General features: G+C 73.4%; 23 protein-coding genes and 1 riboswitch. Of the genes, 7 read left to right on the forward strand and 16 right to left on the reverse strand.

The window, feature by feature from the left end:
• Window position 1: 1 nt before the first annotated feature.
• The 3 genes from ACF07V_RS35595 to ACF07V_RS35605 are packed head-to-tail and all read right to left on the reverse strand — an operon-like array spanning window position 2 to window position 2552.
• Window positions 2-655 (reverse strand): RES family NAD+ phosphorylase, encoded by a 654-nt coding sequence (locus tag ACF07V_RS35595; protein WP_392159824.1) that lies wholly within the window; start codon window positions 653-655, stop codon window positions 2-4.
• A complete protein-coding gene (locus ACF07V_RS35600; protein ID WP_392159825.1) occupies window positions 655-1302 on the reverse strand; it encodes a hypothetical protein in 648 nt (215 codons plus the stop codon). Before ACF07V_RS35600 ends, ACF07V_RS35595 begins: the two co-directional genes overlap by 1 nt.
• Window positions 1299-2552 (reverse strand): hypothetical protein, encoded by a 1254-nt coding sequence (locus tag ACF07V_RS35605; protein WP_392159827.1) that lies wholly within the window; start codon window positions 2550-2552, stop codon window positions 1299-1301. Before ACF07V_RS35605 ends, ACF07V_RS35600 begins: the two co-directional genes overlap by 4 nt.
• A gap of 240 nt (window positions 2553-2792) precedes the next feature.
• On the opposite strand from ACF07V_RS35605, the gene ACF07V_RS35610 reads away from it, so the two are divergent.
• Window positions 2793-3398: a histidine phosphatase family protein gene (locus ACF07V_RS35610; protein ID WP_392159829.1), complete on the forward strand. Its 606-nt coding sequence runs from the start codon at window positions 2793-2795 to the stop codon at window positions 3396-3398.
• Window positions 3399-3431: 33 nt separating this feature from the next.
• Here ACF07V_RS35610 and ACF07V_RS35615 read toward each other — a convergent pair whose 3' ends face one another.
• Both ACF07V_RS35615 and ACF07V_RS35620 read right to left on the reverse strand, forming a co-directional pair.
• Window positions 3432-4754 (reverse strand): diacylglycerol/lipid kinase family protein, encoded by a 1323-nt coding sequence (locus ACF07V_RS35615; protein ID WP_392159830.1) that lies wholly within the window; start codon window positions 4752-4754, stop codon window positions 3432-3434.
• Between the two features lie 138 nt (window positions 4755-4892).
• Complete coding sequence (locus ACF07V_RS35620) at window positions 4893-5633, reverse strand: class I SAM-dependent methyltransferase (protein ID WP_392159832.1); 741 nt, start codon at window positions 5631-5633, stop codon at window positions 4893-4895.
• A 244-nt stretch (window positions 5634-5877) separates the two neighbouring features.
• Here ACF07V_RS35620 and ACF07V_RS35625 point away from each other — a divergent pair, with 244 nt between their 5' ends.
• Together ACF07V_RS35625 and ACF07V_RS35630 are read left to right on the forward strand one after the other, a co-directional pair.
• Window positions 5878-7581 carry a sigma-70 family RNA polymerase sigma factor gene (locus ACF07V_RS35625; RefSeq protein ID WP_392159834.1) on the forward strand — a complete coding sequence of 568 codons (1704 nt, stop codon included), beginning with the start codon at window positions 5878-5880 and terminating at the stop codon, window positions 7579-7581.
• A 188-nt stretch (window positions 7582-7769) separates the two neighbouring features.
• Complete coding sequence (locus ACF07V_RS35630) at window positions 7770-9725, forward strand: APC family permease (protein WP_392159836.1); 1956 nt, start codon at window positions 7770-7772, stop codon at window positions 9723-9725.
• Window positions 9726-9735: 10 nt separating this feature from the next.
• Here ACF07V_RS35630 and ACF07V_RS35635 read toward each other — a convergent pair whose 3' ends face one another.
• The gene (locus tag ACF07V_RS35635) at window positions 9736-10341 is read right to left on the reverse strand and encodes a TetR/AcrR family transcriptional regulator (protein WP_392159838.1); all 606 of its coding nucleotides are present in this window, start codon (window positions 10339-10341) and stop codon (window positions 9736-9738) included.
• 65 nt (window positions 10342-10406) lie between these two features.
• A complete protein-coding gene (locus ACF07V_RS35640; protein ID WP_392159840.1) occupies window positions 10407-11954 on the reverse strand; it encodes a serine/threonine-protein kinase in 1548 nt (515 codons plus the stop codon).
• Here ACF07V_RS35640 and ACF07V_RS35645 point away from each other — a divergent pair.
• The gene (locus ACF07V_RS35645; protein ID WP_392159842.1) at window positions 11953-12102 is read left to right on the forward strand and encodes a hypothetical protein; all 150 of its coding nucleotides are present in this window, start codon (window positions 11953-11955) and stop codon (window positions 12100-12102) included. The two genes, ACF07V_RS35640 and ACF07V_RS35645, sit on opposite strands and share 2 nt — an antisense overlap.
• A gap of 57 nt (window positions 12103-12159) precedes the next feature.
• Entirely contained in the window at window positions 12160-13332 is a 1173-nt protein-coding gene (locus tag ACF07V_RS35650) for an agmatine/peptidylarginine deiminase (RefSeq protein WP_392159844.1), read from the forward strand.
• A 12-nt stretch (window positions 13333-13344) separates the two neighbouring features.
• On the opposite strand, the gene ACF07V_RS35655 is transcribed toward ACF07V_RS35650, so the two are convergent.
• Complete coding sequence (locus ACF07V_RS35655; RefSeq protein WP_392159845.1) at window positions 13345-13731, reverse strand: VOC family protein; 387 nt, start codon at window positions 13729-13731, stop codon at window positions 13345-13347.
• 154 nt (window positions 13732-13885) lie between these two features.
• Between ACF07V_RS35655 and ACF07V_RS35660 the strand changes: the two genes are divergently transcribed.
• Window positions 13886-14713, forward strand: a complete 828-nt coding sequence (locus ACF07V_RS35660; RefSeq protein ID WP_392159847.1) for a hypothetical protein — start codon at window positions 13886-13888, stop codon at window positions 14711-14713.
• A gap of 2 nt (window positions 14714-14715) precedes the next feature.
• On the opposite strand, the gene ACF07V_RS35665 is transcribed toward ACF07V_RS35660, so the two are convergent.
• The 3 genes from ACF07V_RS35665 to ACF07V_RS35675 form a co-directional block, all read right to left on the reverse strand.
• The gene (locus tag ACF07V_RS35665; RefSeq protein WP_392159849.1) at window positions 14716-15234 is read right to left on the reverse strand and encodes a hypothetical protein; all 519 of its coding nucleotides are present in this window, start codon (window positions 15232-15234) and stop codon (window positions 14716-14718) included.
• Window positions 15235-15375: 141 nt separating this feature from the next.
• Window positions 15376-16650, reverse strand: coding sequence for a serine hydrolase domain-containing protein (locus tag ACF07V_RS35670; protein WP_392159851.1), 1275 nt, complete (start codon window positions 16648-16650; stop codon window positions 15376-15378).
• Window positions 16651-16785: 135 nt separating this feature from the next.
• On the reverse strand, window positions 16786-18285 hold the full coding sequence (locus ACF07V_RS35675; RefSeq protein WP_392159853.1) for an MFS transporter: 1500 nt from the start codon (window positions 18283-18285) through the stop codon (window positions 16786-16788).
• A 140-nt stretch (window positions 18286-18425) separates the two neighbouring features.
• On the opposite strand from ACF07V_RS35675, the gene ACF07V_RS35680 reads away from it, so the two are divergent.
• A complete protein-coding gene (locus ACF07V_RS35680; protein WP_392159855.1) occupies window positions 18426-19151 on the forward strand; it encodes a TetR/AcrR family transcriptional regulator in 726 nt (241 codons plus the stop codon).
• 28 nt (window positions 19152-19179) lie between these two features.
• Here the strand turns inward: ACF07V_RS35680 and ACF07V_RS35685 are convergent, their stop codons facing one another.
• The 5 genes from ACF07V_RS35685 to ACF07V_RS35705 form a co-directional block, all read right to left on the reverse strand.
• Complete coding sequence (locus tag ACF07V_RS35685; protein ID WP_392159857.1) at window positions 19180-20028, reverse strand: ABC transporter ATP-binding protein; 849 nt, start codon at window positions 20026-20028, stop codon at window positions 19180-19182.
• A complete protein-coding gene (locus ACF07V_RS35690) occupies window positions 20025-21062 on the reverse strand; it encodes a FecCD family ABC transporter permease (protein ID WP_392159859.1) in 1038 nt (345 codons plus the stop codon). Before ACF07V_RS35690 ends, ACF07V_RS35685 begins: the two co-directional genes overlap by 4 nt.
• Window positions 21059-22114, reverse strand: a complete 1056-nt coding sequence (locus ACF07V_RS35695) for an ABC transporter substrate-binding protein (protein ID WP_392159861.1) — start codon at window positions 22112-22114, stop codon at window positions 21059-21061. Before ACF07V_RS35695 ends, ACF07V_RS35690 begins: the two co-directional genes overlap by 4 nt.
• Before the next feature lie 87 nt (window positions 22115-22201).
• Window positions 22202-22327, reverse strand: a riboswitch (cobalamin riboswitch).
• A 97-nt stretch (window positions 22328-22424) separates the two neighbouring features.
• A complete protein-coding gene (locus tag ACF07V_RS35700) occupies window positions 22425-22631 on the reverse strand; it encodes a cold-shock protein (RefSeq protein ID WP_392159863.1) in 207 nt (68 codons plus the stop codon).
• A gap of 225 nt (window positions 22632-22856) precedes the next feature.
• Complete coding sequence (locus ACF07V_RS35705; protein ID WP_392159864.1) at window positions 22857-23453, reverse strand: TetR family transcriptional regulator; 597 nt, start codon at window positions 23451-23453, stop codon at window positions 22857-22859.
• Window positions 23454-23472 lie beyond the last annotated feature (19 nt).

Here is a 23472-nt window from a genome sequence, read left to right on the forward strand (position 1 = left end):
GTCAGGCCGAGAGCCTCACGTGGTACGGCTGGAGCACGGAGTCGAGCCACTCCTCGCCGTCGGCCGTGCCGAAGTCGACCGCCTTCTCCGGTTCGCTCCGTACGGCCCCGGGCGGGCAGCGGTCCCCGAACAGCACGACGGTCCGGTCGGCCGGTTCCCTCTTCGAGGACCAGATGAGGCCCTGTGCCCAGGGGCCGGTGTGGCGCCGGATCCAGTGCGCCCAGTCCCGCGTGTACGCGTAGTCCCGGGCCTCGGTGTGCACCAGCCAGCTGTCCTGGTGCACGGCCGCCAGATCGCGCGCCGACACGAGGGGGACGACGTCCACGTCGGTGGCGAGCCGGAGCGGTGACAGCTTCCGGCGGGCCACGCTCACCCGGGGCAGCAGCCGGGGCTTGCCGTCCGGGTCGAAGGGCAGGGAGCGGAGCAGCGTCTCGCAGATCGCCGCCTCGGCGCTGAGCCCGACGTACAGATAGGCGTACGGATCACAGGCCGTGCCGTCGAACCGCCCGCCGCCGTAGAGGCAGTGCGAGGGGCGCGGGTTGAAGGCGGCGGCGTCCCGGTGCGCCGCGTGGACGCGGTAGAGCACGGTCCCGCGCGCCAGGGTGACCTTGCCCGGGGCTCCGGTCATCTCGGCCGGCGGTCGGTAGTGGGGCACTACTCACCCTCCATCAGGAAGCCTGCCAGGTCGGCCAGTTGGTGCTCCATCGGTCCGCCCAGGAGTTCGGCGGGCGCGGCGCCGAGCCAGGCGTTCGCCGACAGCCACCAGTCCGCGGCCCCCCAGGGGTCGCGGTCGGCCTCCAGGAGCCGGTTGACCTCCAGGACGGCCATCCAGGGGAGCGTACCCTCGGAGAACTGGAACCTGGGCAGGCGCAGGACACCGCCCGCGCCGCGCAGCCTGATCAGCTCGCGTGCGTACGGGTCGCCGCCGCGGCGCAGCACGGTGTCGGCGTTGAGGGCGGGGGCGGCGAGCAGCCGTTCGCGTACGGGTCCGAGGACGGGGCCGACCATGCGGTGTCCGTCGAGCAGCAGGACCGCCAGGTCCTCGGCGTGGAATCCCAGGTAGGCGTCGTCGAGCACGTCGGCCGCCCACCGGGCCTCGCCCTCGGTGCCGAACTCGTCCGGCAGGCCTTCCCTGAGCACGTGGACCGCGGCCTGAGCCGCCGTCGCCCGGCCCTGCTCGTCCGTGGCCCGCCGCACGGTGGCGAGGTGTTCCGCGAGGCGCTCGCGCCGCGGTCCGTCGAGGCCGTCGGCGACCCGTTCCCAGCGGGCCGCGGCGGCGGCGAGTACGGCGTACGGATTCATGGTGTCCCCCGGTCGTCGGTGATCGGGTCGGTCAACGGGTCGGACGCCGCCTCGGGTCCCTGCTCGGGTCCCTGCTCGGGTCCCTGCTCGGGTCCCTGCTCGAGGCTCGGCTCGGGTCCCGGCTCGGGGCTCGGCTCGGGGCTCGGCTCGGGGCTCGGCTCGGGGCTCGGCTCGGGGCTCGGGTCGGGGCTCGGGTCGGCGAGTGGCGCGAGGAGACGCTCGATGAGGTCGGCGCGGGCGTGGGCGCGTACGACGAAGTGGACCTGCCAGGGGCGCCCGCGGACGAGTTCCGCCTCGACGGCCGGCCAGAGCGCGCCGAAGCTCTCCAGCGGTGTGAGGCCGCCGCGGCCGGCGCCCAGCAACGGCAGGCAGACGGAGCTGAGCGGCGGCGTGTGCCGGGCGGACTCCTCGGCGAGCAGCGTGAGGGCCCGGGCCACGCCGCGCGTGATGTCGGCCGGCTGGACGTCGTAGTCGTTGGTGCCGGGCCGGGGCTGGGCGACGGCCACGTGGTAGACGCGCCGCAGGCCCTGCTCGGCGAGGACACCCGCCGAGGTCGTCGCGACGGTGCCCGGGAGCGCCGCCCGGCCCGCGATCCCCTGGCGGCGGCCCCACGCCCGCAGCTCGTCGTCCAGGTGGTCCTCGATGACTCCCCCGGCCTGGTCGAGGCGCGCTCCGGCGCGCCTGAGCGTGGCGGACACGGAGGACTTGTAGGAGGGCGGCAGGACGAAGTGCGTGTTGGAGGGCGACAGGACGACGTCCACGTCGCGCAGCAGGTCGACCGAGTGGACGTGGATCCGCACGGTCACCGGCTCGGCCCGCCCGGGGAGGCGCAGCCGGAGGGAGCGGTGCACGGGCGCCAGGGGGCCCGCTGCCCCGGGCCGTTCGCCCTGGTGGCCGGGTTCGCCCGGACGACGGCCGTGGAGGACGACGACCTGTTCCGCGATCTGGCCGAGCACCATCAGCTCGTGGTGTTTGCGGAAGCGCTCCACGCTGACGCCGTAGACCTGGGCCGCCCGGCGGCGGCGCTCGGAGGCCGGCCAGTCGCGGGTGCCCTGGGCCAGGCCGAGGCTGTACTCGGCGGCCGTCTGGAGACTCCCGCCGCCGATCCGGGCGACCGCGGTCCGTAACAGGCGCTCGACGGCGGCGACGGCACCCCCGCCCCCGGCCGGGTTCCCGGACACGTCCTGGGCCAGGCGGGAGAGTTCGGGCAGATGCAGCTCGCGCAGCCGGACGAGGCCCGCTCTCCTCACCTGCCTCACCTCCGCGAGGACCGATCCGTGTTCCAGAGGCGGAGAGGGCACTCGCATGGCGGAAGGATCGCACCACCCGCACCACGCCGACAAGCCTCGCCCCTTCCTTCTCCATTACAGCGAACGGCCGGGTCGGCCCCTGGCCGGTTCCGGGTCGGATCCCGGTCGGCGCGGGCGGGCGGGAGGGCGTGAACGGTGTTAAGAAGAAGGCCCGGTCGGGAGCGGAAGGAGCAGCGGGCCATGGGTGACCTCCTCCTGATCCGCCACGGCGAGACGGAGTGGAGCGCCTCCGGGCGGCACACCGGCCGTACGGATCTGCCGCTCACTCCGGACGGCGAGGCCGAGGCGCGGACGCTCGCGCCGTTCTTCGCCGGCCGGTCCTTCGCCTTCGTCCGCACGAGTCCGCTGCTGCGGGCCCGGGAAACGGCCGAGCTGGCCGGTCTGTGGGGCGCGGAGACGGACGAGGACCTCTGCGAGTGGGACTACGGCGGGTACGAGGGGCTGACCACGGCCCGGATCCACGAGGCCCGGCCGGACTGGTCGCTGTGGCGGGACGGGGTGCCCCCGCATCACGACGGGCGGCCGGGTGAGTCGGCCGAGGACGTGGGGCGGCGGGCCGACCGGGCCCTGGCGCGGGTCGCGCCCCTGCTGGCGAGCACCGCGGAGGACGGCGTGCTGGTGGCGCACGCGCATCTGCTGCGGGTCCTCACCTCCCGGTATCTGGGCCTGCCGGCGTCCGGGGGGAGGCTGTTCCTGCTGAGGACGGCGACGGTCGGCCGGCTGTCGACGGAGCACGGTCTTCCGGTGGTCGCGGGCTGGAACCAGCGGCCCCTGCCCGGAGTGTGACGCGCTCCCGGCCGTCGCGGCTCACGCCCTTCCTCAGGCCCGGCGGCCGAACGCCAGGTCGAAGATGCTGCGCCATCGCACGGGCGGTACGGGCACGGGGACGCCCGGGCGGTCGCGGGGGACGCGGACCCGCAGGACGCCGGCGCGGAGCGTGCAGACGACCGGGGTGGGCATGCGCAGGGCCTCGCCGTCCACGGCCACGGGGATGTCGTCCGTCGCGGCGGTCACTTCGACGCGTTGGGCGGTCAGGACGGTGAGGCCCGTGGACTGCGAGCCCCGTACGGCCAGGTCGGCGGCCTGGGCCGCGTCCTCCACCCGGATGCCGACGACCCCCAGCTCGCCGTCGTCGAGGGTGGGCCGTCGGCCGCCGCCGGTCAGCTCGTCGGGCGAGACATAGGGGTTGTTGCTGATCAGCAGGGCCTGTTGGGCGGAGAGGGTGGTGTCGTCGACGCGTGCGTCGAGCCGGCTGACGCCGTCGCCGAGCAGCAGGTCCGGCATGAGGGTGAGCGCGGTGCCCGCCTTGGCGTCGCGGTACTCGGGGTGCTGGACGACGTCGGCGTAGACACCGAAGGACACCGTGTTGACGAAGGCCCGGCCTTCGACGTCGCCCAGGTCGATCCGGAGTTCCTCGCCGTCGGTCAGGGCGTCGAGGCAGCGGGACGGGTCGGAGCGGTCGAGGCCCAGGTCCATGGCGAGGTGGTTGCGGGTGCCGGCGGAGATCACGAGGAACGGCAGGTCGTGCTCGGCCGCGACCGCCGCGACCAGGGCCTGGGTGCCGTCGCCGCCCGCGACGCCGAGGAGGTCCGCGCCCTCGGTCACCGCCCCGCGGGCCAGCTCGGCGACATCCGCCGGGGCGGACGGGTCGAGCAGGATCACCCGCGCCCCGAGTTCCTCCGCGCGCTCGACCAGGTGGAAGCGGCCGACCTTCCCGCCCCCGGACTTCGGGTTCATGATCAGGACCGGGTTCTTCGGGGGCGCGGCCGCGACCGCCCGCATCGACGGCTTCGGGCGCGATCTGCGCAGCGCCGCCCGCGCGCAGGCCAGCGCCGCGGCCCAGCACAGGCACAGGGTCAGCGCCGTCACCCACAGCCCGTCGTGCGCGAAGAGGACCAGCACGCCGACGGGTGCGGCGATCGCCAGGAGCGCCCCGACGAGACGTACGGCGCCTCGGTGCGCGACGAACCACCAGACGCCGGCGGCGCAGAGCACCAGGCCGAGGAAGCCCGCCCCCACCACCACGAGGCCGCCGTCGCCCAGCGCGAGCAGGAGGACGACCAGCGAGCCGAGCACCGCGAGCAGGGCCAGACGCGCGAGGAGTCGCGCGGCGGGGCTTCGTTCGGGACCTGACCCTGTCATGCCGTCCTCCCCTGCCCTGCGCCCTCGGCCGTGTCTCCCTGCCGGGCGGCGCCCGCGAGGCGCGCGCCCGGTCCGGAACACCAGCCTGCCCGTACCCGGCCCGGAGGGCATCCGCGCGCGGGCCGTTCGAGGGCCTCGTCAGGCGCGGCAGCGCAGCAGTTCGAACGGCGGGTTGGCGAGACAGTCCGCCCAGAACTCCGCGCCGAACTCGCGGAGGCCCGCCTCGGAGATCTCCAGCGGGACCCAGGTCAGGTCGCCGAAGCCGGCAGCGCGCAGGGATCCCTCGTACACCTCGCGGCGCGGGCAGGCGCCGACGAACGAGACCGGCGGGTCGAGCAGCGCCGTGATCCGGACGCGCGGTCCCGTCTCGATCTCCTCGCCGGTCGCCTCGCAGAGGAAGCCGTACTTGGCCAGGGACGGCCCGTCGAAGCGGTAGTCCGGCTTCTGCGCGAGCACGAAGAACTCGGCACCGGGCTCGAGGCTGCGGTGCACATGGCGGCACATCCGCTCCATGGCGGCGATGTCCGGCGCGTAGTTGAGCAGCTGGACCCCCAGCGCGATGTCGTAGCGCCGGTCGAGGGCGCGCAGCTCGGACACGTCCCCCACCTCGTAGCGCACCCCCAGCGGATCGCTCTCCTCGAAGGCCCGCGCCGCGGCGACCATCTCGCCCGAGATGTCGATGCCGAGCACATCGGAGGCGCCCCGCCGCTTGAACTCCCTGCTGTAGAAACCGGTGCCGGAGGCGAGGTCGAGGACCGACTTGCCCCGTACGTCACCGACCAGGCCCAGGAAGCTGGGCACCTCCCCGTACTGCGTCAGCGGCAGGGACTTGAATCCCTCGAACGCCTCACCGATCTCGTCGTACTGCTGCACGCTCATCGCGCGGTCCTCCCCAGTGCTCGGTCATGTGCCTGGTGATCGTCATGCCCTGGCAGTCTTGCCGGACCGCGGCGGAACCTTGTACTGGCAGAAGCCACGAAGACCCGGCCATACTCCTGGCCTGCCGTACGGAAGGTCGATCTTCCGGAATCGCTCCGCGGGTTTCCGTTATCGGGCCGCCTCCTCGCGATCTCCCTTTCGTTGGCCGTCGACGACAGCGGGAACAGGCAGGGTGATTCGGAGCATGGGCGCACAGCACGGTACGGAACTGGTCAGGGCGGCACAGAGCGGAGACCCTGGGGCGCAGGACCGGCTCATCGCGCTCCACCTGCCCCTGGTCTACAACATCGTGGGCCGGGCGATGAACGGTCACCACGACGTCGACGACGTCGTGCAGGAGACGATGCTGCGGGCGCTCGCCGGACTCGGCGAGCTGCGCTCCCCGGACAGCTTCAGGTCCTGGCTGGTCGCCATCACCATGAACGGCGTCCGCAGCCACTGGCAGCGGCAGCAGCGGACCGGGCTTCCCTCGGGCGGCCTCGACGACGCCCGCGAGATCGCGCAGCCCGGGTCCGATTTCGTCGAGCTGGCCGTGGTCCGGCTGAACCTCTCCGGCCAGCGGCGCGAGACCGCGGAGGCGACCCGCTGGCTGGAACCGGAGGACCGGGAGCTGCTCTCCCTGTGGTGGCTGGAATGCGCCGGCGAGCTGAGCCGCCACGAGGTGGCCGCCGCCCTCCAGCTGTCCCCGCAGCACACCGCGGTGCGGGTCCAGCGGATGAAGGACCGCCTCGAGGGCGCGCGGGTCGTCGTACGGGCCCTGTCGCAGAACCCGCCCTGCGCCACGCTGCGGTACGAGACCGATGCCTGGGACGGCCGGCCGTCCGCCCTCTGGCGCAAGCGCATATCCCGGCACGCGCGCGCGTGCGCGTACTGTGCCGGCCTCTGGAGCGGGCTCGTACCGGCGGAGGGGCTGCTCGCCGGACTGCTCCTCGTGCCGCCGGCCGCGCTGCTGCTCGCGGGCGTCCGTGAACGGGCCGGTTTCGGCACCGGTTTCGACACCGTCGCCGCGGCCGGCCCGCTCGACGGCCGGGGCGGCGATCCGTCCGCCGCCCCTCAGGCCGGCGTCCCGGTCTCCGGGCCGGGCGCGGGATCCCCCGGCCGCGGCCCCCGCTCCTCCCGCGCCGCCCGTCGCCGGCGCCGGCAGCAGCGGCAGCGCGGCCGCAGGCGTCTCGTCGTCGCGGCGGGCATAGCCGTGGTGGCGGTCGCCGGCGGCGCCTTCACCCTGACCACCGGCCCCGACGAGGGGACGGAAGCCCGGGACACCACCCTCGCCGCGACCGCCGAGGCGGGTCCGCCCTCCGCGCAGGAGCCGAGCGCGACCGCGACGGCCACGGCCACCCCTTCCCCGTCGGCCACGGCGTCGAAGACCCCTCACGCGACCCCCAAGCCCTCGCGCCCCAGCCCGTCCGCATCCCGCACCTCGCCGCCGCCCCGCCCGACGCGTACGGCCACGTCCGCGCCCGCCCCCACCCGCACCACCCCGCCGACCTCCGGATCCGGATCCGAATCCGGTTCCACCGAGCAGCAGGTGATCAGCCTGGTGAACGAGGAACGGGCCAAGGCCGGCTGCGGGCCGCTGACCGAGCACCCCCTGCTGACCAAGGCCGCCCAGGGGCACTCCGACGACATGGCCGCGCGGGACTTCTTCGACCACACCAACCCCGACGGCGACGGCCCCGGCGAGCGCATCACGGCCGCCGGATACGCGTGGTCGTCCTACGGCGAGAACATCGCGAAGGGCCAGACCACCGCGGCGCAGGTGATGGAGTCCTGGATGAACAGCCCCGGTCACCGGGCGAACATCCTCAACTGCGGCTTCAAGGAGATCGGCGTCGGGCTCCACACCTCCGGCGGCCCCTACTGGACACAGGCCTTCGGCAGCCGCTGAGGTCCCGAAGACCACCGGTGTGACAAGTACGACGTCCGACAGGGGGATCTTGACGCTTCCCTGACGCGTAACCCCCGGTCGGCGGCTTGCGGTCTGTTTAGGCTTGCCCGGCCATCGATCTGATGGCCGAAAATCGACAGCAAGGTCGACCGCCGAGTCGCCGCCCGACACCACCTCAGGGACACCCGATGGCCACCACCAAGGACGCCCGCTCCGGACGATTGCGCGCGTGGATGCTGGAGGGCCTCTCCGACATGGGGAAGGGCAAGCCCTCACGGCCCAAGGAGACCGCCCCGGACGCCGGTCACAAGGGCCAGCGCTGGTGGCGGGTGATGTGCCTGACCGGTGTCGACTACTTCTCGACCCTCGGGTACCAGCCCGGCATCGCGGCCCTCGCCGCGGGCCTGCTCTCGCCCGTCGCGACGATCGTCCTGGTGATCGTCACCCTCGCCGGCGCCCTGCCCGTCTACCGGCGGGTCGCGGAGGAGAGTCCCCGCGGCGAGGGCTCGATCGCGATGCTGTCGCGGCTGCTTTCCTTCTGGAAGGGCAAGCTCTTCGTCCTCACCCTCCTCGGCTTCGCCGCGACCGACTTCCTCATCACCATCACCCTGTCGGCCGCCGACGCCTCCACCCACCTCGTCGAGAACCCCCACCTCGAGTCGGCGCTGCACAACAAGCAGATGATCATCACGCTCGTGCTGATCGCCCTGCTCGGCGCGGTGTTCCTCAAGGGCTTCCTGGAGGCCATCGGCGTCGCCGTCGTCCTCGTCGGCGTCTACCTCGGCCTGAACGTGGTCGTCGTCATCAGCGGCCTGTGGCACGTCATCACCGAGGGCCACGTGGTCACCGACTGGACGGCCGCCCTGACCGCCGAGCACGGAAACGTCTTCGCCATGATCGGCGTCGCCCTGCTCGTCTTCCCGAAGCTCGCGCTCGGCCTCTCCGGCTTCGAGACCGGCGTCGCCGTCATGCCGCACGTCCAGGGCGACCCGGGAGACACCGAGGAGAAGCCCGCCGGCCGTATCCGGGACACCAAGAAGCTGCTGACCACGGCCGCGCTGATCATGAGCGTCTTCCTGATCTTCACCAGCTTCATCACCACCGTCCTCATCCCCGAGCAGGAGTTCGAGTCCGGCGGCCAGGCCAACGGCCGTGCCCTCGCCTACCTCGCGCACGAATACCTGGGCAACACCTTCGGCACGATCTACGACATCTCCACCATCGCCATCCTGTGGTTCGCCGGCGCCTCCGCCATGGCGGGTCTGCTCAACCTGATGCCCCGCTACCTGCCCAAGTACGGCATGGCGCCGCACTGGGCCCGCGCCGTGCGCCCGATGGTCATCGTCTTCACCCTGGTCGCCTTCCTGGTGACGTGGATCTTCGACGCCGACGTCGACGCCCAGGGCGGCGCGTACGCCACCGGTGTCCTCGTCCTGATCTGCTCGGCCGCCATCGCGGTGACGATCGCCGCCCGCAAGGCCGAGCAGAAGGGCTGGACCATCGGCTTCGGCGTGATCTCGGTGGTCTTCCTCTACACCACCGTCGTCAACGTCATCGAGCGCCCCGACGGCGTGAAGATCGGTGCCTGCTTCATCGCCGGCATCATCCTCATCTCGCTCCTCTCGCGGCTGGGCCGCGCCTTCGAGCTGCGCGTCACGCACATCGAGCTGGACGACATGGCCGAGCGGTTCATCCAGGACATCTCACGCCGCACGCCCCGCTTCATCGCGAACGAGCCGGACAACCGGGACATCGCCGAGTACCGCGACAAGATCGAGCAGATCCGCGCCGACAACGATCTGCCGACCACCGAGGACTTCGTCTTCATCGAGGTGACCGTCACCGACCCCTCCGAGTTCGAGGCGGGCCTGACCGTACGCGGCGAGGTCATGCACGACCGCTACCGCGTCCTCACCGTCGAGTCCTCCTCCATCCCCAACGCGCTGGCCGCCCTCCTGCTTCACGCGCGGGACCTCACCGGGGTCCGCCCGCACATCTACTTCGAGTGGACCGAGGGCAACCCCTTCGCCAACTTCCTCCGCTTCTTCCTCCTGGGCCAGGGCGAGGTCGCCCCGGTCACCCGTGAGGTCCTGCGGGAAGCGGAAGCCGACCGGGACCTCCGCCCGCGCGTCCACGTCGGCTGAGCCGGGACGTCTACGGACGAGGGCCGGGCTCCCCGGAGGGCCCGGCCAGCCGGGTCAGCTCCACGTCGACGGCCTCCCGCATGAGGGTGCGCGCGTGGTCGATCGTCAGGCCGCCGCTCAGCCAGCGCATGCTCAGGCCTTCGAGGAGGGCGGTGAGCCGCTCCGCCGCCGCGGTGAGCATGACGGCGGGCGCCATGGGCTTCTCCCGGCCCAGGAGCCCGGCCACCTCCTGCACCCACACGAGGGTCGCGCGGGCGAGGTCCTCGCGCAGGACGGGGTCGAAGACGGCGCTCGCCCGCAGCTCGCCCCAGGCCGAGCTGTTCTCCCGTACCTCCGGGGTGTCCTGGAGCTCCAGGAGGAGGACCTGGTCGAGCTCCTCGCGCGGGCCGAGCGGCTCGGCGTCGGGGTCCCGCTCGGTGGTGTACCTCTCGGCGCGGTCGTTGATGAACTCCAGCGTGTGGCGCAGGATTCCGGTGCGGTCCTTGAAGTGGTAGTAGATCAGGCCGGTGGAGACCCCGGCCTCGGCGGCCAGTTCCTCCACGCGGAGCCCGCGGACCCCGCGCCGGGCGATCACCCGGGCGGCCGCTTCAAGGATCTGAGTACTACGAGACGCCATGCCATGAACCCTATCCGGAGCGGCGGGCGGAGTGATCGACGATGCCCCCTCCGGCCGCCCGCGGCTCAGCCGTCCTTCCGGTACTGGCTCAGGACCACCGTGACCGGGCCCTCGCCCTGCGTCCCTTCGACGAGCCTGGCGATGACGAGGTGCCGGGCGTCGGGGCTGCGGACGCAGAAGGGCCGTTCGTCGCCGAGGTCGTCGAGGGGGAGGCTCGTGACGGGTTCCGTCTCGATGCCGCGCTCGCAGTCCTCGGGGCTCAGCACGTATCCGGAGGCGACGAAGGCGTCGGCCTCCTCGGGCAGCGCGAAGGCCCCCTTCTCGCGGGTCAGGTACCAGTCGGCGGTCTCGGCGGGGACGACCTTCCCGGTGGCGAGGTCGAACTCGTACGCGTCGTCGGGGGCGGTCAGCTCGACGTCGGCGTACTCCGGCGTGAACGAGGGTGCCCCGGTCCCGCCGAAGGAGTACACGGCCCCGGCCGCCGCCGCGAGCAGGCCGACGGTGGCGGCGCCCGCGATCAGGGGCGTGCGCCCGCGACGGCGGCGCGACCGGCGCGCCGGGGGCTCGCCGGGGGCGCGGCCGCCCCCGGGTCGGGGCTCGGCCACCCGCCGCGTGGGCGCGGGGACGGTCGGGGCGGCGTGGGTGGGGCGGTCGTGGAGCGAGGGCGGCGGCGTACCGGTGGGATCCTGCGCTCCCCGGCCGGCCCCGCCCGGCAGCTCCCGCCGTACCGCGCCCGGCAGCCAGCCCTCGGTGAACTCCGGGGCGGGGCCGACGGCCGGGTGCGCGTGCACGGCGGCGATCAGTTCGGCCGGGACGGGGCGGTGCTCGGGCCGCTTGGCGAGGCAGCGTTCCAGGAGGGCGTGCAGCTCGACGGGGACGTGGGAGAGGTCGGCGGGCTCGTGGACGACGCGGTACAGCGCGGCCGACTCGGGCCCGGCGCCGAACGGCAGCGCTCCCCCGGCCACGTACGCGGCGAGCGCGCCCAGGGCGAAGACGTCGGTCGCGGACGTCACGGCGAGGCCGAGGGCCTGCTCGGGTGCCATGTAGGCGGCGGTGCCGATCGTGAGGCCCGTGCCGGTGAGCCCGGTGGCGTCGGCCGCCCGCGCGATGCCGAAGTCGATGACGCGGGGGCCGTCCTCGGCGATCAGGACGTTGGCCGGCTTGAGGTCGCGGTGGACGACGCCCGCGCCGTGGATGGCCTGGAGGGCCTCCGCGATCCCGGCGACGAGGAGCAGCACCGTACGGACGGGGAGCGGTCCGTGGCGCTCGACGACCTGCTGGAGGGAGGGGCCGGGGACGTAGGCGGTGGCGAGCCAGGGGACGGGGTCGTCGGCTCCGTGGTCCACCACCTGCGCGGTGAAGAGGCCGTGGATGCGGCTCGCGCTGGCGACCTCCTGGGCGAAGCGCCGCCGGAACTCGGGGTCGGCGGCGAAGTCCTCGCGCACCGCCTTGAGGGCGATGGGCCGCCCGCCCGGGGTGTGGGCGAGATAGACGACGCCCATGCCGCCGGCGCCGAGCCGGGCCTGGATCCGGTAGCCGCCGATCTCTCGGGGGTCGCCGGGCGCGGGCGGCGCGTGGGCCGGCCGCGGCCCGGGAGGGTACGTGGAGGACATGGGCACGATCGTGCCGTTGACCAAAGTTTCAGTCAACATGAGCAGGGTGGATCGCCACGAAAAGACGGACCAAAGCGGCATCAAGCACGCCGGCCGCTCGTGCGCCGGGCGCGCGACCCGGGCACGCTCCCCCATGGCGGCCATTTGACTGAAAATCCGGTCAGTGTCAGAGTGGCGTCGACGGCCACCCCGATCGGAGCACACCGTGTCCCACCGTTCCCCCTCCCGCCGCACCGCCCTGCGGGCCTTCGCCGGAATGGGCGGCGCCCTCGCCCTCGGCGCCGCCGCCTGCGGTCCCGAGGAGGCCGCGCAGGGCGGTGACGCCCCCGGCACGAGCCGTACCCCGGCCTCCCCCGCCGCGGACGGCGTGCGCCGCTTCGGCGCCGAATGGGAGAGCCACACCCGGACGTTCATGTCCTGGCCCGCCCTCGCCTCCGTCTGGGAGGACGACCTCCCCTCCGTACGGGAGGACATCGCCCGCATCGCCCGGGCCGTCTCGGAGTACGAGGCCGTCGTGATGATGGCCCGCCCGGACCAGCAGGCGGCGGCCCAGCGGGCCTGCGGCTCGCAGGTCGAGGTCGTCCCGACGGCCGTCGACGACCTGTGGGCCCGCGACATCGTCCCGGTCTTCGTGGAGGACGACGGCGAGCTCGCCGGCATCGACTTCAACTTCAACGGCTGGGGCAACAAGCAGACGCACACCAACGACGCCCGGGTCGGCCGCAAGCTCCTCGCCAAGTACGGCGTCCCCCGCGAGCAGGCGCCGCTCACCGCCGAGGGCGGCTCCTTCGAGACCGACGGCGAGGGCACCCTCCTCATCACCGAGAGCTCGATCGTCAACAACAACCGCAACCGCGGGAAGAACCGGGACCGGATCGAGGACGAGCTGATCGAGACCCTCGGCGTGGAGAAGGTGGTCTGGCTGGCCGGCGTCCGCGGCGAGGACATCACCGACGCGCACGTGGACAGCCTCGTACGGTTCACCGCGCCCGGCGTGGTCCTGCTCGACCAGGCCTTCCCCGGCACTCCCCCGGACTCCTGGTCCCGCTCGGCCGACCAGGCCCGCTCGGTGCTGAGCAGGGCCACCGACGCCCGCGGCCGGCGCTTCGAGATCATCGACCTTCCGCAGCCGGACCTCGACAGGATCACCGGCGGGGGCGACGACTTCGTGTCGACGTACGCCAACTTCTACGTCGCGAACGACTCCGTGTTCATGCCGAAGTTCGGCGACCGGAAGGCCGACGACCGCGCGCGCGGCATCCTCCAGGACCACTTCCCCAAGCGGGAGATCGTGCAGATCCCGATCGACACGATCGCGTCCGGCGGCGGTGGCATCCACTGCTCGACCCACGACCAGCCCGGCAAGCCGGCCGCCTGATCCCGGGAGGCCTCAGGGCAGCTGGACGAGCTGGATGAGGTTGCCGCAGGTGTCGTCCAGGACCGCGATGGTGACCGGGCCCGCCTCCGTCGGTTCCTGGAGGAAGACGACACCGAGGGCGCTCAGCCGCTCGTACTCGGCACGGATGTCGTCGACGGCGAACGAGGTGGCCGGGATGCCGTCCGCGACGAGAGCGCGCGCGTACGCCTTCGCGGCGGGGTGCGCGTCGGGCTCCAGGAGCAGCTCCGTGCCGTCGGGGGTCTCCGGCGAGACGACGGTCAGCCAGCGGTAGTCGCCGAGGGGGACCTCCGTCTTCTTCACGAAGCCCAGCTTCTCCGTGTAGAAGCTCAGCGCCTTGTCCTGGTCGTCGACGAAGACACTGGTCACGTGGATCCGCATGGCGTTCTCCTCCGGTCGGCTTCGGGGTCCGCGGCCACGTAACCACCTGCCCACCGCCCGGCGGGAACCCGACACGCCCCGCGTACGCCTGCGGCACGGCCGACGACCGCACGCGAGGGGGTCCTGGGCCGTCCGTGTCCGGGGAACCGCGGACGTGCCGGGCCGTGACGGAGCCGGCCCGGGGCCGTTCGAAATCCGGTGGATCGTCCTCGCCCCCGGCGACTCCCGGTCCATGGGCCTGATCCCCGACAGGTGCGAGGGCCACTGCCGGGGCGTGGACGGCCGGGCCGGGCCCAACCTGGCGTGCCGGGGGTGCGGGCGGGCCGTGGCGACCCGCATGGACGACTGCGGACTGTGGCAGACGGTCTGGCTGGAGCCCGCCGCGGTCGTACGCCGCCCCTCGGGGGTCCCCGCGGGGCCGCCGCCCGACTGGGACGACCTGGAACGTGCCGAGCACCGCGTGCCGCCCGTCGAGGCCGACGGGTCGTGGAGCCGCCGCTGGGAGGCGGCGGTCGGGGTCGCGCTGGCCCACCTGACGGTGGCCACCGGAGGGCGCCCGGCGGCCCTCCCCGCCGGACCCGTCGCCGAGCTGCTCGGCCACGCCGTCGGCCGGTACCTCCCCGCAGGACCAGGGACCCGGTCGGTGGGGCTCGCCGGTCCCGGGATCCGAACGCCCCGGCCACGCCCCGATGTCCTGCTCGTCCCCCGCCACCCCCGCACGGGCGCGTCCTGGCGCCCGCCCGGCGACGAAGGGGCCGTCGTGCCGCTGGACAGCGGGGTCTGGGCATACCTCGCCCACCCGGGCGAGACCTCGCCGCTGCCCGCGACCGGGGCGCTCCCGGCGGGCGTCCTGCGCGACGACTACCCGCTGCCGCCGCACCCCTGGCGCCCGCTGATGCCCCACCACCGCGCCTTCGAGGACACCCTGGCCGACCTGCCGGCCGTACGCACCCTCCGACCGCGCGGCTTCCGCGACGCGTAGCCCTAGTCCCCCTGCCCGGGTCCGTCCTCCATGAGCAGGAAGAGCCAGCACAGTTCGCCGGCCAGCATGCTCGTCATCATCCATGCCCCCCAGCCGGCGCTGTGCGTCACGACGGCGGCGACGGCCCCCGTCGAGTAGCCGACCGCGGCGGCCCTTCGCGCCCCCTTGCCGGCGCCCCACTCACGGCGCAGCCGGCCGGAGCTGCGCCAGGCGCCCCACAGGAAGGAGACGACGGCGAGCGCCTCCACCACGACCCACCCGAGGGGCGGCGCGGGCAACGTGCCCGGCATCTCCGCCCCGCGCCGCACAAGAAGGACCCCGGCGACCAGGACGGCGGGGCCGGCCAGGGCGAAGACCCCCGCCACGAAACGGAGGAAGCCGACGGGCAGCCTCGGCGCCCCGCTGCCGGTCGGCGTGGACGCGCTGGACATGGCGTGCATGCGGCGGGCCGCTCCGCGGAAATCCGTCGCGATGACCCAGCCGAAGACCGTCGCGAACATCCCCCAGGCCAACACGAACATCGCCCCCCCTTTCACCGACGCCCCCTGCGCCGCGGGCACGCTAGCCGGGCCTCACGGGCGCACGTCATGCCGGATCCCGGCAGGGTGCGGAGGCACCCGCTGCCGGGACCGTGCGTACCCCGTCGCGAGCCTGACGATGGATCAGGTGATCGCCAGCGGGTCGTTCGGGGCGAGTGCGGCCGCGATGCGCTCGGCGACCAGCTCGGCCATGTTGCCGTCGGGGGTGTTCGGGGTCTTCGTCGCGGAGACCGCGATGGCGAGCCCCTTCGACGGGAGGTACGCCTGGATCGCCGCGTACCCGGAGAACGACGGGTTCTGCAGCACCCACCCGTTGACGACGATGACGCCGAGCCCGAAGTGCTTCGCCTCGGTCTGCTTCAGGCAGATCGAGGCGGGGCAGGTGGCGGTCGCGCCGCCGAGGCCGACGGTGCCCGGGTCGAGCAGCGTGCGGTACGAGCGGTACGAGAGGAGTTCGCCGCTGCCGATCGCCCGCGCCGAGGTGGCCAGGTCGCAGATGTGGGTGGTGATGACCGCGCCGGGCGCGGTGGTCCACGAGGGGTTCCAGAAGGTGGACTCCTCGTAGAAGCCGCGGTCGGACGTGAAGGCGTGCAGGACCGGGCGCGGGATGTCGGGGGTGAAGCTGTTCCGGGTGTCGCGCATGCCGAGGGGGCCGGTGACGCGTTCCTCCACGAGCCGGTCGATCCGGGTGCCGGTGATCTTCTCGAGCGCGGTGGCGAGGAGGAGGTAGTTGGCGTGGGAGTAGCTCCAGTTCGTCCCCGGCTCGTACCAGAAGGAGTGGCTGTAGGGGTACGAGAGGAGCTGCGCCGGGGTCCACCGGCGGAAGGGGTGCGGCACCAGTTCGGCGAGGAAGGCCGGGTCGGTGACGTAGTCGTGGAGGCCCGTGGTGTTGCTGGCCAGCATCCGCAGGGTGATCCGGTCCGCCTTCGGCACGGTGGGCAGCCACTGCTCCACGGTGTCGTCGAGATCGACCCTGCCCTCCTCGACGAGCTGGAGGAGGGCGGTGCCGATGTGGGCGAAGGCCACGGAGCCGGCCCGGAAGTGCATGTCCGGCTCGGCGGGGACGCCGGTCATGGACTCGCCGAGGGCGTCGGTGACGACCTCGCGGCCGTCGACGGTGACCCGCAGTTCGACGGACTTGAGCTTGAGGTCGCTCTTGGCCTTGCGGGTGATGTCCAGGATCCGGCGGGCCTTGCCGTCGAGGGGCCGCTCGGTCCGCACGCAGTCGCGGCCGCCGTGCCCGGGGCCGCCGGGGCCACCGGGGCCGTTGGGGCCTTCTGGCCGCGAGGCGAGTGCCGGGGCGGCGGCGGTCTGGACGGCGAGGGCGAGGAGCGCGGCGCAGAGCAGGGCTCTGCGGGACCGGGTCCGTGTGCGGGTGGGGCGGGGGGTGGGGTTCATGGGCCGCACTATGACCGGAAGCGCACCCGTGATCCGGCCGAACACTCCAGGGTCGGTGCGAGAGGCATCCATCTGGGGCAGAGGGAAGAGCCGGCGCCCCGGGGCACCGGCTCTTCCGCGGTCGTACGGGCGGGGTCAGGCGGCGAGCGCCTCCTCCGCCTCCTCGACGGCCGGCGCGGCCGCCTTGGTGTCGCGCATCACCAGAGTGGCGAGGACGGCCGCCGCGAGGACTCCGACGGCGCTGATGGTGAAGGTGGTGGACATCGAGGAGGTGAAGGCGTCCCGGGCGGCGGCGATCAGTCCGGGGTCGCCCTGGGCGGCGGCCAGTGCGCCGCCGATCGACTGCTTGGCCTGCGCGGGGGCGTCGGCCGGCATCGAGGCGGAGAAGGTGCTGGTGAGGAGCGAGCCGAGGATGGCGATGCCGAGCGCGGTGCCGGCCTGCTGGATGGTGTCGTTGAGGGCCGAGCCGACGCCGGCCTTCTCCGCGGGGATGGTGCTCATCAGCGCGCCGACGGCGGCCGGCATGGCGAGGCCGGCACCGAGGCCGAGGAGGCCGAGGGCGACGGCCGGGACGGTGAAGCCGGAGTGGGCGTCGACGGTGGTGAGCAGCCCGAAGGAGGCGGCCATGACGAGCATGCCGGCGAGGATCAGGAGCCGGTTGCCGATCTTGGCGGCGAGGCCGGCGCCGGCGCCGTTGCCGATGAGGGCGGCGACGGCGAGCGGGACGAAGGCGAGACCGGCCTTGACGGGCGAGTAGCCGAGGACGAACTGCAGGTACTGGGTGAGGACGAGGAGCAGTCCGCCGTTGCCGATCTGCACGAGGGTCAGCGAGAGCGAACCGCCGCTGAAGTTGCGGTGCTTGAAGAGGACCAGCGGGACCATCGGCTCGGGGGTGACGTTCTCCCGGATCACGAAGCCGGCGAGGGTGACGACGGCGACGGCCAGGGTGAGGAGCGAGCGGCCCTCGAAGGCGCCGTGCTGCGGGATCTCGATGATCCACCAGATCAGCGCGGTCATGCCGACGGCGGAGAGGATCGCGCCGAGCGGGTCGGGCTTCTGCCAGGGGCCCTTCGACTCGGGCATGAGGGTGAGGGCGGCGAGGACGGCGAGGGCCACGACCGGGACGTTGATGAAGAAGATCGAGTGCCAGGAGAAGTGGTCGATCAGGACGCCGCCGAGGACGGGGCTGCCGACGAGGCCGAGCATGGAGACGGAGCCCCAGGCGGCCATGGCGCGGGGCCGCTCGTCCTCGTCGAAGACGGTGATGAGGATGGAGAGCGTCGAGGGCATGATCAGCGCGCCGCCGACGCCCATCGTGACGCGGGCGGCGATGACCTGGCCGGGGCTGGTGCAGACCGTGGCGGCGAGTGAGGCCGCGCCGAACAGCAGCAGGCCGATCACCATGACCTTCCGGCGGCCGAAGCGGTCACCGAGGCTGCCCGAGGTGAGCAGGAGTCCCGCGAACACGAGGATGTAGGAGTCCAGGATCCACTGGATGTCCTGGGCGCTCGCCCCGATGTCCTCGGTCATGGACGGTACGGCGACGGTGAGCGCCATGCTGTCGACGACCAGGACCAGGGTGCTCAGGCAGAGCACGACCAGGATCCACCAGCGGCGTGGGTTGCGGGTTTCCATCGGGAGTTCCCCCTCGGGTTTCGTTCGCTCCCCTCGGAGCGCCTCGACGCGAACACTGTACGCAGCTGCGCACAGTGTTCGCAACCCCGGAGACCTGTACGCTGAATGCGAACGCCGTACGCAGAGAAGGCAGGAGGACCATGGCCGCCAAGGCGAACCCCGTCCCGTCCGTATGGGCCCGCGAGCAGTCCGCCCCCGACCAGCCCGCGCTCAGCCGGGCCGCGATCGTCCGCGAGACGGTCGTCATGCTGGACGCCGACGGCATCGAGGCGCTCAGCATGCGCAAGCTCGGCGCCCGTCTGAACGCCGGGGCGACCTCGCTCTACCGCCATGTCGCCACCAAGGACGAGCTGATGGAGCTCGCCGTCGACGAGGTCGCCGGCGAGATTTCCGTCCCGCCCGCGGGCAGCCCCTGGCGGGCCGCCGCCGCCGAGGCCGCCGAGGCCTTCCGCGCGACGGCCCTGCGCCACCCCTGGCTCTCGTCGACCCTCGGGCAGGCGGGCCTCGCCTATCTGGGCCCCAACCTGATGTCGTACTCGGAGCGACTCGCCGCCCTGTTCACGGCCGCCGGGTTCCCCGAGCCGAGCCGGGCGATCGACACCCTCCTGTCGTACGTCATCGGCATGAGCACCACGGAGGCCGCCTGGCTCACCACGGTCGCCCGCTCCGGGGAGACCGAGGCCGGGTTCATCGCCCGTCTCATGCCCGCCGCCCAGCAGGCGGCCGCCGACCACGACCACCTCGCCGAGTCGTACGCCGAGGCCGCCGCCCAGGCGGCGGCCGACCCGGTCGCCATCCGGGACGCCAAGTTCGCCTACGGCCTCGACGTGGTCCTGGACGGTCTGGAGATGCGGCTCCCGCGCTGACCGGACGCCCGGCCGGGCCCCGGCGCCCTCACCGCTCGTGCGGGCGCGCCACTCCCTGGGGACTCGGGCGCGGGGTCACCGTGCCCAGGAAGCGGATGTGGGGGCGCCCGTCGGGTCCCGGCCGGGTCACGGTGCTGCGGACCCCGTAGACCTCGGCGATCAGCTCCTCGGTGAGGACCTCCTCCGGTGGGCCGCCCGCCACCACCCGGCCGCGGGCGAGGACCACGAGCCGGTCGCAGTACATCGCCGCGAGGTTGAGGTCGTGCAGGGCGACGACGGCCGTGAGGCGGAGTCCGGCGACGAGGGCGAGCAGGTCGAGCTGGTGCTGGATGTCGAGGTGGTTCGTGGGCTCGTCGAGGAGGAGTTCACGCGGTTCCTGGGCGAGGGCCCGGGCGATCTGGACGCGCTGGCGTTCGCCGCCGGAGAGGGTGCGCCAGGGCTGCCGGGCGCGGTCGGTGAGCCCGGTCCGTTCGAGGGCGGTGCGGACGGCGGTCTCGTCCGCGGCCGAGGGCGGGGTCCAGGCCCTGCGGTGCGGGATGCGGCCGAGGCGTACGACGTCGGCGACGGTCAGGTCGGTCCGGGTGTCGGCCTGCTGCTCGACCGTGGCGAGGCGCCGGGCGACCGTGCGGCGGCCGAGCCCGCCCAGCGGGTCGCCGTCGAGGGTGACGAGCCCGGAGTCGGGGGCGAGGACGCCGGCGAGGAGGCGCAGCAGCGTGGACTTGCCCGAACCGTTGGGGCCGAGCAGCCCGGTGACGGTGCCGGGGGCGAGGGAGACGCTGACCCCGTCGAGGACGAGGGTGCCGCCGGCCGTGCGCGAGACCCGTTCGGCGCGGAGCCCCTCGCCGGTCTCCGTTCCCCTGTCGGCGGTCGTGGTCATCGGCCGCTCCTCGTGCGGTACAGCACGAGCACGAAGGCCGGTACGCCGATCAGCGAGGTCACCACGCCCACCGGCACCTCCTGGGGGTCGAGGACCGTGCGGGCGAGCGTGTCGGCCCAGACGAGGAACACCGCTCCGGCCAGGGCGGTGACCGGCAGGAGGCGGGCGTGTCCGGGGCCGGCGAGCGCGCGGGCGGCGTGCGGCAGGACGAGGCCGACGAAGCCGATCGCGCCGGCGGCGGAGACCAGAGCGGCCGTCAGGAGGGCGGTGACGCACAGCAGGACGAGCCGGGTCCGCGCGACGGCGACGCCGAGCGAGGCGGCGGCCTCCTCGCCGAAGGCGAAGGCGTCCAGGGTCCTCGCGTACCCGCCGCAGATCAGCAGGGCCGCCGCGAGGACGGCGAGGCACAGCCACACCTCGCTCCAGCCGGCCCCGGCGAGCGAGCCGAGCAGCCAGAAGAGCACGCCCCGGGTGGTCTCGGCGTCGGCGGCGGTCATGACGACGAAGGAGGTCAGGGCGGAGAAGAGCTGCATCGCGGCGACGCCCGCGAGGACCACCCGGTCCGTGGAGCCGCCGAGGGTGTGGCTGAGCAGCAGGACGAGCGCGAAGGAGACCACCGCCCCCAGGAACGCCCCGCCGGTGACGGAGAGGACCCCGCCGCCGATGCCGAGGACGACGACCGCGACCGCGCCGGTCGACGCTCCGGAGGAGACGCCGAGGACGAAGGGGTCGGCCAGCGGGTTGCGCAGGAGCGACTGCATCACCGCCCCGCAGACGGCGAGTCCGGCGCCGCAGACGGCGGCGAGGAGGGTGCGGGGCAGCCGCAGGTCCCAGACGATCCCGTCGCGGATCGGCGGGAGTTCGGAGACTCCGCCGCCGAGGTGGGCGGCGATCACGGAACCGGCCTCGCCGACGCCTATGTCCGCCGGTCCGACGGTGACGGCCACGGCGACGGACAGGCCGAGCAGCACGAGTCCGGCCGTCGTCCACAGGAGCGCCGTGGCGGACGTGACCTCCCGCCGGGTGGTGCTCACTTCGCCAGACCGTACGAGCGGAGCGCGGCCGCCACCTTCTCGACGCCCTCCACCGTGCGGAGGGTGGGGTTCATCGCCTGCCCGCTGAGCAGGACGTACCGCTTGTGCTTCACGGCCGTCATGTTCCGGGTGACGGGGTCGGACTCCAGGAACTCGATCTTCTTCGCCGCGCTCTCGGCGGACTGCGCGCGGCGGGTGAGGTCGCCGATCACGAGGACGTCGGGGTCACGGTCCGCGACGGTCTCCCAGTTGACCTGGGGCCACTCCTCGCGGGTGTCGTCGAAGACGTTCTTCGCGCCGAGGGCGTTCGTGACGATCCCGGGCGCCCCGCAACAGCCCGCCATGTAGGGCGCCTTGGCGTCGGAGTACCAGTAGAGGACGGTGGCGTCGGTGAAGTCGGCGGCCGCCGTGGCCTTCGCGACCCGGTCCTCGAGTCCGGCGACGAGCTTCTCGCCGCGCTCGGGGACGCCGAACACCCGGGCCAGGTCGCGGATCTCGCCGTAGACGGTCTCCATGGTGAGGGGGCGGGTGCGGACGCCGTCGCCGTCGCCGCTGTTGTCCTTGCCGACGCAGTCGGTGGGCGAGAGGTAGGTGGGGACGCCGAGCTGCTCGAAGCGTTCGCGGGGCGCGACCCCGCCCTTGCCGAGGGTGTACGCGAACGAGGCGGCCGCGAAGTCGGGTTCGGTGTCGAGGACCTTCTCGAAGGAGGGGTAGCGGTCGGCGAGGCGCGGGACCTTCGCGTTCTCCTTCTCCAGGCCCTTGAGCACCGGGTCGGTCCAGGTGGCGGTGCCCACCATGCGGTCGGCGAGGCCGAGCGAGAGCATGATCTCCGCCGCCCCCTGGTCGAGGGCGACGGCCCGGCGCGGGGCGCGGTCGACGCGGACCGGCCGTCCGCAGTTGTCGTCGAAGGTGACGGGGTAGCCGCGCTCCGGGGCCGTTCCCTTCCCGGCCGGCGCGGCGGTCCAACCGCCGCATCCGGTCACCGTCGCGGTGAGGACCAGGACGCCGACCAGGGCGAGCACGGCGGAGCGGACGGGGTGTCCGAGGGGCACGGGGAACTTCCTCTGCGTCCACGGCTCATACGCGGAGCCTGTCGTACGGTGCTCCCCGGTCGGCGGCGTGCCGCCGGGGCCGCCAGCAGGTCTTCGGACTCGGGGTCAGCCGGACGGAGCGCCTTCCCGGGCCCGTCGTGCCGCCCAGTGGCCGATGCTCCGCCCGTCGCCCTCACCGCTGCGCGTCAGTTCCGGTCTCGCACCGGATTCCCTGACCCGTGGACGTACCCGTTCAGGTGCGTACAAAGGTGCGACTGGCCTCGGCACAGTACCACCGGCCGGCCGCCGCGCCCCGGGACGCCCGTCGACGTCAGACGCGCAGCTCCTTCGCCTCGAAGCGGCCGTCGCCGAGGACCAGGACGAAGGAGACCTGCTGCCCCTCGGAGACCGTCCGCTCCTCGCTCTCGATGTCCTCGGCGCTGAAGTAGACCTGCTCCTCGGAGCCCACGGGGACGACGAAGCCGTACCCGCCGAGACGGTTGAAGGACTGCACGAACCCCTTGCTTCTGCCATCCACGGCGGCCTCCTCGTCGGCTCGGGCGACGCGGTCGAGGGTGTCCGGCCCCGGGCGGGCCGTGTCCGCGCCTCAGGGGAGATGTACCCCGCGCACCCGCCCTTCGCCACCGCCGCCGCCCCGGGGAGAACCACCCCAAACGATCTCGTACAATATTCAACAGAGGCCCGCTGCCGGAGATCCCCCGTGTCCGTCAGCGGGCCTCGCCCTTTCCTCGCGGAGCTCGCCTCAGGCGCGGCCGCCCGGGTAGGCGATCCGTGCCGTGATCCTGGCGATGCGCCGCGCCGACTCCTCCGGCGCGGCCACCGGCTGGACGATGTGGCTGACGGTGAGCCGCACGATCGTCTCGACGGCGAGGCCGCGGGACTCCTCGTCGACGTCGGGCCAGGCCTCGATCGCGTACGCGTCGAGCATCGCCATCGCCGTGCCGAAGACCGGCTCCGGGCGCGTGGTGAGATAGGCCAGGAGATCGTCCTCGCCGCCGCGCGCGGCGAGCAGGACGCTCTTGATGAGCGGGTTGTCCACGGCCTGCTGCAGCGTGTAGCCGACGCCCGCCGCCGCTGCCGCCTCCAACTCGCCCCGATGGGCGTCGAGTTCACGCTGGATGCCGAGGAGGAAGCCCTCCAGCTCTCGCTGGACCAGGGCGTTGCCGATGGCCTCCTTCGAGCCGAACTCGTTGTAGAGCGTCTGGCGGCTGATGCCGGCGGCCCGCGCGATGGCGGCCATGCGGAGCCCGCCCCAGCCGTCGGCGGCGACGAGCCGGTAGGCGGCGTCGAGCACCTGCTCGCGCAGGAGGGACCGAACACTCTCACGGAAACGTGTCATCGTGCCCCCACTTTATCCA

Source organism: Streptomyces sp. NPDC015661, from assembly GCF_043077765.1.
In the GTDB taxonomy this organism is placed as follows: domain Bacteria; phylum Actinomycetota; class Actinomycetes; order Streptomycetales; family Streptomycetaceae; genus Streptomyces.